We start from the raw sequence: 15,272 nt of genomic DNA on the forward strand, positions 1-15,272 counted from the left end.
CTACGGACGGGGGTCAGTCCCGGCTTTCTTGCCAAGCGAAGGGCTGTTTTTGTTGGCAGCGAAAAGGTGCTGGTTACCACAAAAGTACGGCGATGTGCACGACGCCCTGAAACAGCAGCAAGGTCGAGCGCAGCCAGACAAATGCGCGCTTTTGCTCGGAAGGCGGAACAGGGAAAAGCTGGTGGCTGGCTCGCTTGCCTTGTTGTCGCCAGATGCCGCCGAGCTGACTTGCTGTCATCAGCAGCAAGAGAGCGGCAGCAATCGCTTTGGCGTACAGGTTCGGCAGGACGAGAATGACGATGATGCCCAGGCAGACGAGGCGGGCGTAAATCCCGGCGTAATCCCCGGAGCGAATGAACGTCCGGGCGTACAAATGACGCGCCGTATGAGCCGGACTGTAAGGCAGAAGCTGCGCCAGGCGGGTCAGCCAAAAGCGCGGCTTCACCTGATGCTGCAAGGCAGGAACGTCCCGGAAGTTGTTCATGATCTGATAAAACCGCTGACGCAACCCGTTTTCCATCGCCAGCAGCCGATACCATTTGAGCGGATGCTGGGCCTGCACTTTGCGCATTTGCCGATGGAGCCAGACAAGCAAAAGGGCGCTAAGGACGGCTCCGCAAGGCACATATCCAAAAGTGAGAAATTGCCCCGCGCTGAAAATCCAGGCAAGAATCAGATAGGACAGCAAAAAGCGGGCGGCAAAGAACAGGCGCTGTGCTTGGACGGCAGGCAGGCGCAAAAAAATCCAGCTGCTGTGAACATTCCAGCCCTTCAGCAAAAACGGAATCAGCCAGTACAGCCAGAGCTGTATTTTGTCCGCTCCCGCAGCATTTGTGTACATAGGGAAGAGCAAGAGAACCAGCACAAACAGTCCCACGCTTTGGACGAAAAAGTTATAGACCTGCGCCCGGCGAAAATAGCCAGCGAGCCGCGTCTCGTGCGGAGTGAGGAAAATCAGGTCTGCTTCCAGCAAAAAGGTGCGGTGCGGACTGCGCGTCACCACGATGGCCATAACCAGTGCCAGCGCGTGGACGAGTGGAAACCAGGCCGGAATCAGTTCGATTATGCTGCGGTAGTACATGGAGATCAATCCGGCAAGGAAAACGGCGACAAACAAGACACCGCCATTGGCCATGTATTGCGCGTATTTGATGAACTCTGTGGAAAAGGCGTGCAATCTTTTTTGAAACAGCTGCTCCATATCCATCTTCACTGTTTTTCATCCTCTACGATATGTAAGTAGATGTCATCCAACGAATGGTTGGTCAGACCTGTGAACTGGCGAAGCTCTGCAAGCGTGCCCTGGGCCTTGATTTGTCCTTTGTGGAGCAGGATAAAACGATCGCAATACTTCTCTGCGGTCGCCAAGATGTGTGTAGACATGAGGATGCCTGCCCCTTGCTCCTTGCAGCGCTCCAGCCAGGTGAGCAAAGAGCGTATCCCGAGCGGATCAAGACCAAGGATCGGTTCGTCGACGATATACAGAGGCGGCTGGACGAGAAGCGCCATCATGATCATCAATTTTTGCCGCATCCCTTTGGAGAACTGCTGCGGAAAACGGTTTTTCATTTCCTCCATGCGAAATTCTTTGAGCAGGACGGAAGCTCGCTGGTCAAGCTGCTCTTTTGTCAAACCGTGGCTCATCGCCATCAGCTCGATATGCTCCCAAAGTGTCAGTTCCTCGTAATAGATGGGAGATTCCGGGATGTAGCCGTAAGAGAGCCGATAGTGGTCGGGATCGGATTGAAAGGTTTGGCCTGCAATGTGGATAGAGCCTTCCAGCGGCTGCAAAAGACCCAAAATATGCTTAATCGTCGTGCTTTTCCCTGCTCCGTTCAGTCCGATCAAAGCGACGATTTCGTGAGCATGAATATCAAAGGAAATATTTTGGATGACGGCACGGCTCGGGGAGTAGCCGCCCGTTACGTTGTTGACTTCCAGCAAGGCTTTCATAAGTTCCTCCTTCTCGCCAAAGCAAATGGCAATCGGTCATCCCCCTATTGTAGCCGAAAACCCAGCTTTTTGGAAAAACGCTGTACACAGCCTTTTTTGCTTGCGGGTGAAGAGGAAAGGGATAACCGTACAAGCAATGGCTGACTGCTCAACATAAACCATTATTACAAAGGACGGAGGAGGTGGAACCTATGACGCCGGGGCAACAGGACAACCAAAGAGACATGGACTTGCAAATGCAGCGCATCTACCAGAAACTGGACAAATTCGAAGAGAGGATCGACCAGCTTGAGGGACAAATGACAGTCGCAACAAAGTGGTTGGAACGCATAGAACACAGATTAGAACGCATGGAAGACGTACGCATAGATTTGTTGCAAGCGATCGCGAAGCTACAGACGGAGCTGAAATTGAGAGAAGAAAAAGCAAACAAAGAGAAAGATATCATCATGCAGCTACTGAACAACGACAATCGGGACAAAGAAAATTTGGCACAGATGATCGAAGGAGACAGAAGCAGAAAGCAAGAGCGCTTTTTACAAATATGGGCGGTTTTAGGTCCCGTCCTTGCCTCCGTTCTCACCTCTCTTTTTGCACGGTTTTTCATGTAAGGTGACACTTTCCGTGAATGACGATCGCCAAATCGGCACATGATGATATAAAATGTGGAAAAGTTGTGTAAAGGCTTTTCCATTTTTCTACCGCATCTCCTGGCTATACTTGATGGGCAGAACATTGAAAGAGAGGATATCCACGTGAAGAAGTTTGATGTTTCCATACTCTCAGTTGCCATTTTACTGACCGGACTGGCTGTACTCGGTGTCTATCAGGCAGGAGAAGCGAAGAAAGATCCGGTTCTGGTAAAGGCCGGTGATACCTCGATTACGCAATACCAGCTGTACGATGAAATGAAAAGCACGTACGGCAAGCAAATGATACATGAGATGGTCGCTCAATCTTTGATTTCGCAGGAAGCCAAGGCACAGAAGATCCAGGTCACCAAAGAGGAAATGGACAAGGAAATCGCCTCGATGAAACAGCAAGTCGGCTCCGAGGAAGCTTTTCAAAGCTATCTTCAGGGAATGGGGCTAGACGAAAAGAAGCTTCGTGAAAAGATGTCTGTCCTGATGACCCGCGACAAGCTGCTCGACAAGGCATTCCCTGTCACAGATGAGCAAGTGAAACAATATTACGATGAAAACAAACAGCAGATGGGATCGCCAGCGCCGGAATTTGAAAAGGTGCGGGATCAGATCAAATCTGTTTTGGCCGATAAAAACCGCAGCGAGAACTACAACAACTGGCTGAATGACATCCAGAAAAACCACAAGGTAGAATGGTACGATCCGTCTTTTGACGAGCCGAACAAGCCCGCTGCCGGATAAACCAACTGAAAAGGCGTCTCTTCCCGATTGAACGGGGGAGGGCGCCTTTTCTTTTTGATGTTTTCGTTTAGTAACAGACTCGGGTGGAAAAACTGGATAAATAATTGCCAATGTAAGGAGCAATGAGATGGCTCAGATTGGCCCTCGCCTGGATGAGAATGTTCATTTTGTGAAAGAGTCGCTTGGGTACAGCAATGATATTGTAATTCGCGAACTGGTGCTGGATAGCCGGGAGCCTGTACGTGCTGCGATCCTCTACACGGATGGGATGGTCGACTCGCACATGGTACAGGGCGTTTTGATTAACAGTCTGCTCTACAAGACCCGGTTCAAAGAAATAGAGCTGGAACGAGAGGAAGATCTCGTCCCTTTTTTAAAGGATGCGGTTCTGACCGTTGGAGATATCGGAGACGTCAACAATTTTCCCGAGCTGTTTACAGCCATGCTTTCCGGCTGTGTCATCATCCTCATAGACGGCTATGAAAAAGCAATGGCCATCGGCTTGCAGGAGTGGAAAGACAGGGGAGTGACCGAGCCTACAGCGCAAACGGTCATTCGCGGGCCGAGGGAAGGCTTTACGGAAAGTTTGCGGACGAACATCACTCTTTTGCGCAGAAGGATCGCCAGCGAAAAGATGTGGGTGGAAACTAGGCGAATCGGGGAAGTGACGAAGACCGAGATCGCCGTCGTGTACATCAAAGGTCTGGTCGAGGAAGGCGTAATCGAGGAGGTTCGCAACAGGCTGGATCGGATTGATGTGGACGGCCTGATGGAGAGCGGGATGATCGAGGAACTGATACAGGATGCGGCGTACACTCCTTTTCCCACGATTTCCAATTCCGAGCGTCCCGATGTGGTTGCGGCGAATTTGCTGGAGGGGAGAGTTGCCATCATAGTCGATGGGACTCCGTTCGTTTTGACTGTCCCTTCTTTGTTTGTCGAGTTTTTTCATTCGGCTGAAGACTACTACCAGCGGGCTGATTTCAGTACGTTGATTCGGATGCTGCGCTTTGTCAGCTTTTTTATCGCCTTGCTCGCGCCGTCGCTCTATATTGCGATCACGACCTTCCATCAGGAGATGTTGCCGACACAGCTTTTGATCAGCTTGGCCGCGCAGCGTGAGGGCGTGCCTTTTCCCGCGCTGGTAGAGGCGCTGTTGATGGAGATCGCGTTCGAAATTTTGCGAGAGGCGGGCATCCGCATGCCGCGTGCGGTCGGTCAAGCGATCTCCGTTGTCGGAACGCTGGTCATCGGACAGGCGGCGGTAGAGGCGGGAATCGTCTCGGCAGCGATGGTTATCGTCGTGTCGATTACGGCGATCTCCAGCTTTATTTTTCCCGCGATCAACATGTCGATTCCCGTGCGGATTCTCCGGTTTCCGTTGATGATTTTGGCAGCTTCCTTTGGGATTTACGGGATTATCGTCGGAGTGCTTGGGCTGGTTCTGCATTTGTGCAGCCTGCGTTCGTTTGGCGTACCCTACATGAGTACATTCGCCCCGTTTTCCTTCAAAGAACAGCGTGATGCGATCTTGCGCGCGCCGCGCTGGATGATGGACAAACGCCCAGAGTCGATCACCAAACGAAACATGCGCCGTCAATCTCCGAATTTGAAGCCGAAGCCGCCAGAGCATTAAGGTAAAAAGGCAAGGAGTGAACTTCTATGAAAGTCATCAAAGTGCTTCTCTGCTTGACACTTGTCTTCCTGCTGGGCGGTTGCTGGAATCGCAAGGAGCTGAACGATCTGGCGATTTGCGTCGGCATCGGAATTGACAAGGTAAAGACCGGGTATAGCGTGTCTGTCCAGGTCGTGGACCCGGCTGAGGTGGTAGCCAACAAAGGCAAACCGGGGAGGGCTCCTGTTACGCTGTTTACGATGAGCGGTGCCACTGTATTTGAAGCTCTCCGCAAAATGACGACGATATCGCCGCGGAAAATTTATATGTCGCACACGAGGATGCTGATTTTGGGGGAGGAACTGGCGCGGGAGGGGATTGCGCCTGTGCTTGATTTTGTTTCGCGCGATCACGAGTTTCGGACGGATTTTTACATTGCTGTGGCTCGCGGTACGACAGCTCACAACATCTTGAAGGTCATTACGCCGTTGGAGCAGATTCCCGCCAATGAGCTGTTCGCTTCCTTGGAGACGTCGTCCAAAGCGTGGGCGCCAACCGCCGCGATTACCCTTGATCAACTGATTGCGGACTTGACGAATAAGGGCAAACAGGCGGTACTGACGGGCATAAAGCTGACAGGCTCGCCGGAGGAAGGGGATCAGCGCGAAAATGTGGAGCAGATTGATTCCAACGTGCTTTTGCAGTACACGACACTCGCTGCCTTTCGGGGAGACAAGCTGATTGGCTGGCTCAACGAGAAGGACAGCAAGGCGTACAACTACATAACCGGAAATGTCAAAAGTACGGCTGGCAGCCTTCCGTGTAAAGGGGGAGGGCGCCTGACGATGGAAATTATGAAGTCGAACTCCAAGGTGAAAGCCATCCTGAAAAATGGCAAGCCGGAAATCATGGTCGATATTCACCTAGAAAATGACATCGGCGAAGTGCAGTGCAAAATCGATCTGACCAAAATGGAGACGATCGAAGAAATCCAAAAAGAAGCCGAAAAAGGCATGGTTGCTACAGGAATGCGGGCGGTCACTTATGCGAAGCAGCATGAAGTGGACATTTTCGGATTCGGAGATGTCATCCACCGCCAGTATCCGAAGGTGTGGAAACAACTCGAAAAAAACTGGAACAAGGAATTTGCCAAGCTCCCGGTTCACATCAAGGCAGAAGTGAAAATCAGGCGACTGGGAACGATCAACAACGCTTTCAAGGAAAAATGAGTGATCAGGAGGGGGAGTCATGTCGGTATTGACGGTAGTCTTCATCTCCATCGTCGTCAGTCTGTACGAGCTGCCCAGGCTGATCCGCAAGAAACAGCGAAAAGAAACGATTGTGTTTATCGTCATGCTCGTGATCAGTGTCGGGATGTATGCCGCTACGCAATTTGGTCTTGTGCCCAACCCTGTCTATGCGATGGAAATCATCTACAAGCCGATGGATGACTGGATCAAGCAGTGGCTGCATTGAGGACGGAGGCTTGTTGCCGCGAGGATTGCCGCTGGAAAGCGGGGCATACTGAGAAGACCTCAGCAAAGGAGTGGAAACACACGTGGACGGTCTTTTGATGAAGCTTCTGGTAAGCCCGATCTTGGTTGTTTTGGCTGATGCCCTCTTTCCCGAGGTGAATTTTGCGAACCTGTACCAGTCTGTCGGTGTCGGCTTTGTCCTTGCTCTTGCCGGATTTTTTCTGGACAGGGCCATTCTGGCTCCAGGCAGTCTGTGGCTTACAACCGCCATTGATTTTATCATCGGTTTTCTGATTGTATACGGCAGCATCGTCTTTTTGCCTGATGCCCAAATCTCGGCAATGGGAGCGGGATTTGTCGCCATCTTTTACGGTGTGGCCGAATACTTGCAGCATACATGGCTGCTTCGTGCGATCCGCTCGGAAAACACATAGAGGTGCCATTGTTGCCGGGACAGCCCCGTCCATTTGCGAAAAGACGGGGGCTGTCCTTTTTGCTGCGCACGCGTCAATCGTTTTTCGAAGGAGCCAGCTTTTGGGTTGCGATCCGTTCGATCCAGCTCCAGGCGCAACGATTCGCTGAAGCCTCCGTATGCGCATCCGGCATTGTTGAGCAACAGGTCGATTCGCCCGTGTCGATCCACGATGTCGGCGATCGCCTGTTCGATCTGGGGAGGGCTGGTGACATCCAAGGAAATCACTTCCATATGTTCGGTTGCTATATGCAAGTTTGCGAGTTTGTCAAGTGGGCCTCTTTTTTGCGGGTCGCGCATGGAAGCAATTACGTAAAATCCAGCCTTGACTAATGCCACAGAAGCGTGCATGCCGAAGCCGCTGGAGGAGCCAGTGATTAGTGCAATTGGTCTTTTTTTCATATATTTCTCCTTTAAGTTGCCTAAACTGGTTACATTTATCTTAAAAGTTCACAAATTTGTTCATAAATTTGTTAACAAAATGATAACAAATAGCCTTTAGATTAAGGAAAATTTATGTATACTTAAATGGTTACCACGCATTGGCAGGAGTCTGCAATCTCGGCCCTTTTGCTCCTTCTGTTTGTTTTTGGGATGACTGCTAATACTTTTCCTGATTGGGTATGATAGTTGGGGAAGGAATAGATAGCCATCCTTGTGCAAAATTGAAAGAGCAAAAAGCTTCTAGTTTGTATGCGTGGCTAGAACGTTACCAACACGAAGAAAGAGGGGTTCATTGGTATGAAGGGTTGGCAACAGTTTTGGCGTCAGCTTTCTCTGTTTGGTCTGCTGGCGCTGGTGTTAACCGGGTGTGGCAAAGATGAGCTCTCAGCGCTCAAGCCTTCCGGCCCGGTTGCTTCGATGCAGTATGACCTGATGAAGCTGTCCTCCGCTATCATGATCGGCGTCTTCATTGTCGTTATGCTGATCTTTACGTACGTCCTTATCCGATACCGTAAGCGTCCAGGACAGCAAGGCGTTCCAAAGCAGGTCGAAGGCAATCATGCACTTGAGATTCTTTGGACAGTAATTCCTTTCCTGCTCCTGATTGTGATGGCGATTCCAACCGTTACAACCGGTTTCGCCCTGCACAAGGAATTTCCAAAAGAGGAAGCGCTTCAAGTGAAGGTAACCGCTCACCAGTTCTGGTGGGAGTTCGAGTATCCGGATCTGGGAGTAGCAACCGCACAAGACCTGGTTCTGCCAGTTGGCAAAAAGGTTCAGTTCCAAGTGACCTCTGCTGACGTTATGCACGCATTCTGGATTCCTGCTCTGGGCGGTAAAATCGATACCAACCCGGGACAAGAAAACAAGATTTGGCTGCAAGCAGACAAAACAGGTATTTTCTACGGAAAATGCGCGGAGCTCTGTGGAGCGTCCCATGCCTTGATGGACTTCAAGGTAGAAGTAATGGACCAGACTGCATTTGACAGCTGGGCAAACGGCATGAAGGGCGTTCAGTCCAAAGAGCCGGTAGCCGCTACAGCTCCAAGTGCTGCACAAGGTCAAGAAATCTTCAACAAAAGCTGTCTCGGCTGTCACGCCATCGCTGGAAAAGGCGGAAAACTGGGTCCAAACCTGACCAACTTCGCAGATCGCGAACGCGTAGCAGGTATTCTTGCCCACACGCCTGAAAATCTGGCAGAGTGGCTCAAAGATCCGCAAAAGGTAAAACCGGGCAACAACATGCCTAACCTCAACCTCGACGATGCACAAGTGAAAGCGCTTGTAGAGTACATGTCTACACTCAGCGTGAAGTAACTACCGTAATGAAATGACATTTCGTCATAGGCAGTGACGCTTAAAAAGGAGGTAAACCTGTGTCTGCACATGCTTCTCACGCACCCGCACCAAAACGTTCAGGGCTGTGGGACTGGCTCACGACAGTGGATCACAAGAAGATCGCGATCCTGTACTTGATTGCCGGTGGTATTTTCTTTCTCGCCGGTGGTTATGAGGCCCTGTTGATCCGTTTGCAGTTGATGTATCCAGAAGCTTCTGTAGTTGGTGCCAAGACGTTTAACGAATTGATTACCATGCACGGCACGACGATGATTTTCTTGGCGGTCATGCCAGTCATTTTCGCGCTGATGAACGCAGTCGTTCCGCTTCAAATCGGAGCGCGCGACGTAGCATTCCCTTTTGTTAACGCTCTCGGCTTCTGGTTGTTCTTCTTCGGAGGAGTGCTCCTGAACACCAGCTGGTTCCTTGGCGGAGCACCAGATGCCGGATGGACATCTTATACCACTTTGGCTTTGAACCAATATAGCGGCCGCGGAGTAGACTTCTATGTTCTCGGTTTGCAAATTGCCGGTCTCGGTACGCTGATCGGTGGTATCAACTTCCTTGTTACCATCATCAACATGCGTGCTCCAGGGATGACATTCATGCGCATGCCAATGTTCACCTGGGCGTCTTTTATTACATCCGGTCTGATTCTGTTCGCTTTCCCGGCGATTACAGTAGGTCTGGTTCTCTTGATGTTCGACCGTTTGTTTGGCGGTAACTTCTTCAACCCGGATGCGGGTGGTAACGTTGTCATTTGGGAGCACTTGTTCTGGATCTTCGGTCACCCCGAAGTATACATCCTGATTCTCCCGGCATTCGGTGTTATTTCTGAAATTATCTCCACCTTTGCAAGAAAGCGCCTGTTCGGTTACAGCTCCATGGTATTCGCAACTGCGCTGATCGGCTTCCTCGGCTTCATGGTGTGGGCTCACCACATGTTCACAACTGGTTTGGGCGCCATTGCCAACACGCTGTTCGGTCTGGCTACGATGCTGATTGCGGTACCTACGGGTATTAAAATCTTTAACTGGCTTTTGACCATGTGGGGCGGACAAATTCGCTTCCCTACCGCAAACTTGTTTGCAGTAGGCTTCATTCCGACATTTACGATCGGTGGTATGACAGGGGTTATGCTCGCGGTTCCGCCAGCTGACTACCAATACCATGACAGCTACTTCGTAGTAGCTCACTTCCACTACGTTATCGTAGGGGGTCTCGTCTTCGGTCTGTTCGCCGGTCTTTACTACTGGTGGCCGAAAATGTTCGGTAAAATGCTGAATGAAACAATCGGTAAATGGAACTTCTGGACGTTCTTCATCGGTTTCCATCTTACCTTCTTCCCGCAACACTTCCTTGGTCTGATGGGGATGCCGCGCCGCGTCTTCACATACCTGAAAGGTCAGGACCTGGATGTAGGGAACTTTATCAGTACCATCGGTGTATTCGGTATGACGATCGGTACAATCCTGTTCCTCATCAACGTTGTCGTTGCAGCAAAAGGCAAACGCGCACCTGCGGACCCGTGGGATGGACGCTCGCTGGAGTGGACAATTCCGTCGCCGCCGCCTGAGTACAACTTTGCCCAAACACCTCTGGTGCGTGGTCTGGATGCATTCTGGATCGAGAAAATGGCTGGCAACAAAGGCATGACACCTGCTGAACCGCTCGGTGACATCCACATGCCATCGCCATCGTTCCTGCCGTTCCTGATGTCCGTCGGTCTGTTCATTGCAGGCTATGGCTTCATGTACCACAACTACGTTGTAGTAGCGATCGGCTTGATTTTGACTTTCGGATGTATGTTCGCACGTTCTGTAAAAGACGATCCTGGTTATCATATTCATGAGGATGAAATCGAAGAGAAAGGGGTTAAGGCTTAATGGCTACACATCACGCAAATGCAGTTTTACCTGATGAACCGGAAAAAGCCACCCTTGAAGGCAAGAACAAGATTCTTGGCTTCTGGCTCTTCCTTGGTGGAGAGACTGTTCTTTTCGGTTCGTTGTTCGCAACTTTTATCGCGCTGCGTGATCAAGCAAACGGCGGACCGACGTCCCAGCAACTGTTTGACATGCCGCTGGTTGCAGCTGCAACACTTCTTTTGCTTACCAGTTCGATGACAAGTGTTATGGCTACACTCGCTCTGCACAAGAAAAACTTGAAAATGATTCAAGTTTGGCTGACCATCACTGTATTGCTCGGTCTCGGATTCCTTGCCCTGGAGATTTATGAGTTTGTGCATTATGTGCATGAAGGACATAAAATCTCGACAAGTGCGTTCGGCTCTGCGTTCTACACATTGGTTGGCTTCCACGGGGGTCACGTAGCGTTCGGGATTCTCTGGATCACTTTGTTGCAGTTGTCGGCAGTGAAGAAAGGCTTGACGGTAGTAACGGCTCCTAAGTTCTACCTGGCCTGCTTGTACTGGCACTTTATCGACGTAGTATGGGTATTCATCTTTACCGTGGTATATCTCATGGGTATGATCGGTGGAAAGGTGGGATAATCTATGGGAGCACACGCTCATAATGAAGAGGTACGCAAGCCGAAAGTAAAACACGACGGTCCAAAAAGACACGTTGTAGCTTTCATCGGATCTCTCGTATTGACCGCACTTGCATTTATTGCTGTTGCGTATGAAGTGATTCCGGTAGGTTTTACCGTACCGTTCATCGTCGTCTTGGCTTTCATCCAGGCGTTCTTCCAACTGTTTGTTTGGATGCACATGGATCAAAAAGGCCACGAGTTCGCACGGATCAGCATTTTCGCCGGGCTGTTCGTGATCCTGCTTGCAGTAATCGTCTTCGTTTACTGGGTGTGGATCTAGAACGCTTGGCAAGGGCAAGAGGGCAGACCAAAAGTCTGTCCTCTTTTTTTCGGGCTGTCAGAAGTCATTTCTGGCAGCCATTTTTTTGTACTATCGAGCGGGAATTGAGATAAGCATGGGATAGGAGCGGCTTTTCGGGAAGGGAGGGAGCAGACAGAGTTTTCTCGCTTTTTGAAAAATACTTGCACCTATCTACAAGGCTTTATATAATAAAAATATCAACATGCGTTAAAATAACGTTATATTATTAAGTCGTCACATATTTTGTGAAAATAAATGAATGAAAGCAGGGATCGCAATGGTGAAATTGGTGGCAATTTATCGCAAGCCGGAAGATATCGAGGCTTTTGACAAGCACTATTTTGAAGTGCACGCTGCACTCGCTGAGAAAATGCCTGGCTTGATCAAGATGGAGGTAAGCAAAGTATACGGCACGCCGATGGGCGAATCCGATCTGCATCTGCTCGCAGAAATGTACTTTGAAACGAAGGAAGCCTTGTTGGAAGCGTTGTCATCTCCAGAGGGGCGTGCAGCAGGAAAAGACTTGCGCGGTTTTGCAGGCCAAGTAGTGTCCATGCATTTTGCCGAAGTGGTTTAACGTATGGGAACAAAATCGTTTGTTGACGAGCGCGAGCTGCATCATAAACATTACGACGAGATTTGCGAAAAGCTGAAACAAGACCAGTTCGCCCAGTTTTTGGGAGTCAAGCTGATCGAGCTTGGCGAGGGGACTGCGACAGCAGAGGTGACGGTGGCCGATCATATGTTGAATGCGCACGGTACAGCGCACGGCGCCATCATTTTCTCCCTGGCTGATTTTGTTTTTGCCGCAGCCTGTAACTCCTACGGAAAAACATCTGTTGCGCTCTCGATGAACATCGGATTTTTGGCCGCAGCAATGAAAGGAAACCGGCTTGTGGCAACGGCTACGGAAGAGAAGAAGAACAACCGGACAGCCTGGTACCGCATCCGCGTAGAATCCGAGCACGGCCTGGTAGCGACATTGGACGCACTGGCTTATCGGAAAAATGAATACTTCATTTCGCTGGACGACAAGGAATAACCAAATGCACACACAAAACGGAGAAAGGAAGCCGAATGCCGCGTGCACAGGCTCCTTTCCCTGTTTCACGAGGATACCAGACACGGGGGCGAGAGGATGACAGTGGAAATCCGCAATCGATTCAATCACTACCTGGGCATAGAAGTCGTACACCGAGATGAGCAGGGCTGCAAGGTAGCACTGAAAATTCGCCCTGAACTGTTCAACAGCATAGATGGGGTCGTACATGGTGGCGTGACGGCGACGTTGGCTGACGTAGCGATGGGACATGGAGCTGCGCCACATGTAGACGGCGTGCAGCAATGCGTTACGGTAGAGAGCAAAATTCAATATTTGTACCCTGCCCGCGGGGAGAGGCTGGAAGCTGAGTCTCGCGTTTTGAAGCAGGGCAAGAGCCTGATCATTATGGAGGCGCGCGTCACCTGTGACGGCAAGCTCGTTGCTTTTGCCACGGGAACGTATGCGCGGGTCAATCCGAATCGAAGCTAAAGAGAATGGTTGCACGAGGAGGGGATAGAAGTGGAAGAAACGGTTCGCTTTGAACGAGACGGCCATGTGGCGATCATCACGCTCAACCGTCCGGATGAGCTGAATGCACTGAACTACGCTACATTGGAGCGGCTGGGTGATCTGATTGAACAAGTGCGGCTTGATTCAAAAGACATTCGGGTGCTGCTGATAAAAGGCGAAGGCCGGGCGTTTTGCGCAGGAGCTGATTTGAAAGAGCGGCGCACGCTGAACGAACAGCAAGTCCGCAGAAACGTCCGCAAAATTCGCGATGTGTTCACTGCGCTGGAACGATTGCCGCAGCCGACGATCGCGTTGATCAACGGCTTCGCTTTCGGTGGTGGATTTGAACTAGCGCTCGCTTGTGATTTCCGCTACGCCGTGGAGGAAGCGAAAATGGGGCTGACCGAGGTCAGTCTGGGCATCATTCCCGGAGCGGGCGGAACGCAGCGTCTGTCGCGTTTGATCAGTCCGGCGAAGGCGAAGGAACTGATTTTGACAGCCCGGCGCATTCAGGCGAACGAAGCTTGCCGCTTGGGGATATTGAATGGAGTTGCGCAAGACGGGGAACAATTGCTGGAGCTGGCAATGGGGCTGGCCCAAGAGATTCTCGGCAACGCACCGCTCGCCGTCTATCAGGCAAAGGCGGCCATCGACCGCGGAAGCAGCGTCGATTTGCAAACAGGGCTGGACGTGGAAACGATGTGCTATGAAGTCATTATCCCAACGAAAGACCGCCTGGAAGCGCTGGAAGCTTTCCGCGAAAAAAGAAAGCCTGTATTCAAGGGAGAATAGGCGATAGCTACAAAGACATAACGTGACGGAATGAGGGAAACGGCATGATCTTTAATACAGAAATGGAAACGTTGTCAAGAGAAGAGCTGACAAAGCTTCAAGTGGAGCGTTTGAAAGAAACGGTGGCGCGCGTCTACGAACGAGTGCCTTTTCATCAAAAAGCTTTTGACGAAGCAGGCGTAAAACCGGAAGATATCCAGTCCATCGAAGACATTCAGAAGCTGCCGTTCATGAAAAAAACCGATCTGCGAGAAAATTATCCGTTCAAGCTGTTCGCTGTGGACATGAAGGAAGTAGCGCGCATTCACGGTTCGTCCGGCACAAAAGGCAAGCCGACTGTTGTAGGCTACACGAAGAAAGACCTGGAAAACTGGGCGGAAATCGTCGCTCGCGCCATTTGCTGTGCGGGCGGCCAGCCAGGGGATATTTTCCACAACGCTTACGGTTATGGCCTGTTTACGGGCGGTCTTGGCCTGCATAACGGAATCGAGCACATGGGCGCGGTAGCGGTTCCTGTATCCGGGGGCAATACTTCCCGGCAAATTACACTAATTGAGGACTTCCAGCCACGCGGGATTGCAGCCACTCCGTCTTACGTGCTCAACATCGTCGAAGAAATGAAAAAGCAAGGCATAAACCCGCGGGAGACAAGCGTGAAGTACGGCATTTTCGGGGCCGAGCCATGGTCGGAGGAAATGCGCGTTCAGCTCGAAGAAGCGCTCGACATCAAGGCGGTGGACATTTACGGATTGAGCGAGGTCATGGGACCGGGCGTATCGATCGAATGCCACGAGGCCCAGGATGGCTTGCACATTGCGGAAGATCATTTCTACGCAGAAATCATCGACCCGAATACAGGTGAAGTGCTGCCGCATGGACAAGAAGGTGAGCTTGTCTTCACTTCCCTGACGAAAGAAGCATTCCCTGTCATTCGTTATCGCACAGGAGATATCGCATCGCTCAACCCGGAACCCTGTAAGTGTGGCCGCACCACCATGCGCATGTCCCGCATCAAAGGCCGTGTAGACGATATGCTCATCATTCGCGGCGTCAATGTGTTCCCGACCGAGATCGAGTCTGTTTTGCTGACCTTCAACCAGTTGGCTCCGCACTATCAGGTAGTGATCGAGCGCGATGGTGCATTGGATCGCTTTGAGGTGCACTGCGAGCTGACCGAGAAGTACGCCAGTGAAATCAACGGAAATGAAAGCGCTGCGTTGTCGCATCTTGTAAAAGAGATCGGGCATATGATCAAAAATACATTGGGTGTGTCTGTCGTGCTGCGGATTCAACAACCAAATTCCTTGACGCGCAGCGAAGGAAAGGCGATTCGCATTGTGGACAATCGGGGCAAAGCCCAGGCAGCGATCTAGCTGGCGAGTTTCCTAACGA

Annotated in this window: 18 protein-coding genes; 15 read left to right on the forward strand and 3 right to left on the reverse strand. The window is 51.0% G+C overall.

Annotated features, from left to right (window positions below; genetic code table 11):
- Positions 1-73: 73 nt before the first annotated feature.
- Together EDM60_RS12660 and EDM60_RS12665 are read right to left on the reverse strand one after the other, a co-directional pair.
- A complete protein-coding gene (locus tag EDM60_RS12660) occupies positions 74-1,207 on the reverse strand; it encodes an ABC transporter permease (protein ID WP_217365106.1) in 1,134 nt (377 codons plus the stop codon).
- 2 nt (positions 1,208-1,209) lie between these two features.
- Complete coding sequence (locus tag EDM60_RS12665) at positions 1,210-1,953, reverse strand: ABC transporter ATP-binding protein (RefSeq protein ID WP_063230827.1); 744 nt, start codon at positions 1,951-1,953, stop codon at positions 1,210-1,212.
- Between the two features lie 224 nt (positions 1,954-2,177).
- Here EDM60_RS12665 and EDM60_RS12670 point away from each other — a divergent pair, with 224 nt between their 5' ends.
- The 6 genes from EDM60_RS12670 (at position 2,178) to EDM60_RS12695 (ending at position 6,862) form a co-directional block, all read left to right on the forward strand.
- Positions 2,178-2,564: a hypothetical protein gene (locus EDM60_RS12670; RefSeq protein ID WP_229049749.1), complete on the forward strand. Its 387-nt coding sequence runs from the start codon at positions 2,178-2,180 to the stop codon at positions 2,562-2,564.
- A 144-nt stretch (positions 2,565-2,708) separates the two neighbouring features.
- Positions 2,709-3,338 (forward strand): SurA N-terminal domain-containing protein, encoded by a 630-nt coding sequence (locus EDM60_RS12675; protein WP_122964305.1) that lies wholly within the window; start codon positions 2,709-2,711, stop codon positions 3,336-3,338.
- A 127-nt stretch (positions 3,339-3,465) separates the two neighbouring features.
- Positions 3,466-4,974, forward strand: coding sequence for a spore germination protein (locus tag EDM60_RS12680; RefSeq protein WP_122964306.1), 1,509 nt, complete (start codon positions 3,466-3,468; stop codon positions 4,972-4,974).
- 26 nt (positions 4,975-5,000) lie between these two features.
- Positions 5,001-6,182, forward strand: coding sequence for a Ger(x)C family spore germination protein (locus tag EDM60_RS12685; RefSeq protein WP_122964307.1), 1,182 nt, complete (start codon positions 5,001-5,003; stop codon positions 6,180-6,182).
- Positions 6,183-6,201: 19 nt separating this feature from the next.
- Positions 6,202-6,429 carry a hypothetical protein gene (locus EDM60_RS12690; protein ID WP_122964308.1) on the forward strand — a complete coding sequence of 76 codons (228 nt, stop codon included), beginning with the start codon at positions 6,202-6,204 and terminating at the stop codon, positions 6,427-6,429.
- Between the two features lie 82 nt (positions 6,430-6,511).
- Positions 6,512-6,862 carry a DUF2512 family protein gene (locus tag EDM60_RS12695; protein WP_063230832.1) on the forward strand — a complete coding sequence of 117 codons (351 nt, stop codon included), beginning with the start codon at positions 6,512-6,514 and terminating at the stop codon, positions 6,860-6,862.
- On the opposite strand, the gene EDM60_RS29135 is transcribed toward EDM60_RS12695, so the two are convergent.
- Complete coding sequence (locus EDM60_RS29135) at positions 6,796-7,302, reverse strand: SDR family NAD(P)-dependent oxidoreductase (protein ID WP_233454089.1); 507 nt, start codon at positions 7,300-7,302, stop codon at positions 6,796-6,798. The genes EDM60_RS12695 and EDM60_RS29135 overlap by 67 nt on opposite strands.
- Positions 7,303-7,641: 339 nt before the next feature.
- On the opposite strand from EDM60_RS29135, the gene coxB reads away from it, so the two are divergent.
- The 9 genes from coxB to paaK all read left to right on the forward strand — a co-directional run bounded on the left by coxB (position 7,642) and on the right by paaK (position 15,253).
- Positions 7,642-8,661, forward strand: a complete 1,020-nt coding sequence (coxB, locus tag EDM60_RS12705; RefSeq protein WP_122964309.1) for a cytochrome c oxidase subunit II — start codon at positions 7,642-7,644, stop codon at positions 8,659-8,661.
- A 59-nt stretch (positions 8,662-8,720) separates the two neighbouring features.
- Positions 8,721-10,568 carry a cytochrome c oxidase subunit I gene (ctaD, locus tag EDM60_RS12710; protein WP_122964310.1) on the forward strand — a complete coding sequence of 616 codons (1,848 nt, stop codon included), beginning with the start codon at positions 8,721-8,723 and terminating at the stop codon, positions 10,566-10,568.
- A complete protein-coding gene (locus tag EDM60_RS12715) occupies positions 10,568-11,194 on the forward strand; it encodes a cytochrome (ubi)quinol oxidase subunit III (RefSeq protein WP_122964311.1) in 627 nt (208 codons plus the stop codon). The genes ctaD and EDM60_RS12715 overlap by 1 nt, the downstream gene beginning before the upstream one ends.
- 3 nt (positions 11,195-11,197) lie before the next feature.
- Entirely contained in the window at positions 11,198-11,515 is a 318-nt protein-coding gene (locus EDM60_RS12720) for a cytochrome C oxidase subunit IV family protein (RefSeq protein WP_122964312.1), read from the forward strand.
- A gap of 298 nt (positions 11,516-11,813) precedes the next feature.
- A complete protein-coding gene (locus EDM60_RS12725) occupies positions 11,814-12,113 on the forward strand; it encodes an EthD family reductase (RefSeq protein ID WP_122964313.1) in 300 nt (99 codons plus the stop codon).
- A 3-nt stretch (positions 12,114-12,116) separates the two neighbouring features.
- Positions 12,117-12,578 (forward strand): hotdog fold thioesterase, encoded by a 462-nt coding sequence (locus EDM60_RS12730; protein WP_063230839.1) that lies wholly within the window; start codon positions 12,117-12,119, stop codon positions 12,576-12,578.
- 96 nt (positions 12,579-12,674) lie between these two features.
- The gene (locus EDM60_RS12735; RefSeq protein WP_063230840.1) at positions 12,675-13,067 is read left to right on the forward strand and encodes a PaaI family thioesterase; all 393 of its coding nucleotides are present in this window, start codon (positions 12,675-12,677) and stop codon (positions 13,065-13,067) included.
- Between the two features lie 30 nt (positions 13,068-13,097).
- Positions 13,098-13,880: an enoyl-CoA hydratase-related protein gene (locus EDM60_RS12740; RefSeq protein WP_063230841.1), complete on the forward strand. Its 783-nt coding sequence runs from the start codon at positions 13,098-13,100 to the stop codon at positions 13,878-13,880.
- 44 nt (positions 13,881-13,924) lie between these two features.
- Positions 13,925-15,253 carry a phenylacetate--CoA ligase PaaK gene (paaK, locus tag EDM60_RS12745; RefSeq protein ID WP_122964314.1) on the forward strand — a complete coding sequence of 443 codons (1,329 nt, stop codon included), beginning with the start codon at positions 13,925-13,927 and terminating at the stop codon, positions 15,251-15,253.
- Positions 15,254-15,272: the final 19 nt, after the last annotated feature.

Origin of the sequence: Brevibacillus parabrevis (assembly GCF_003710905.1) — a bacterium.
GTDB classification, from domain to species: Bacteria; Bacillota; Bacilli; order Brevibacillales; family Brevibacillaceae; genus Brevibacillus; species Brevibacillus parabrevis.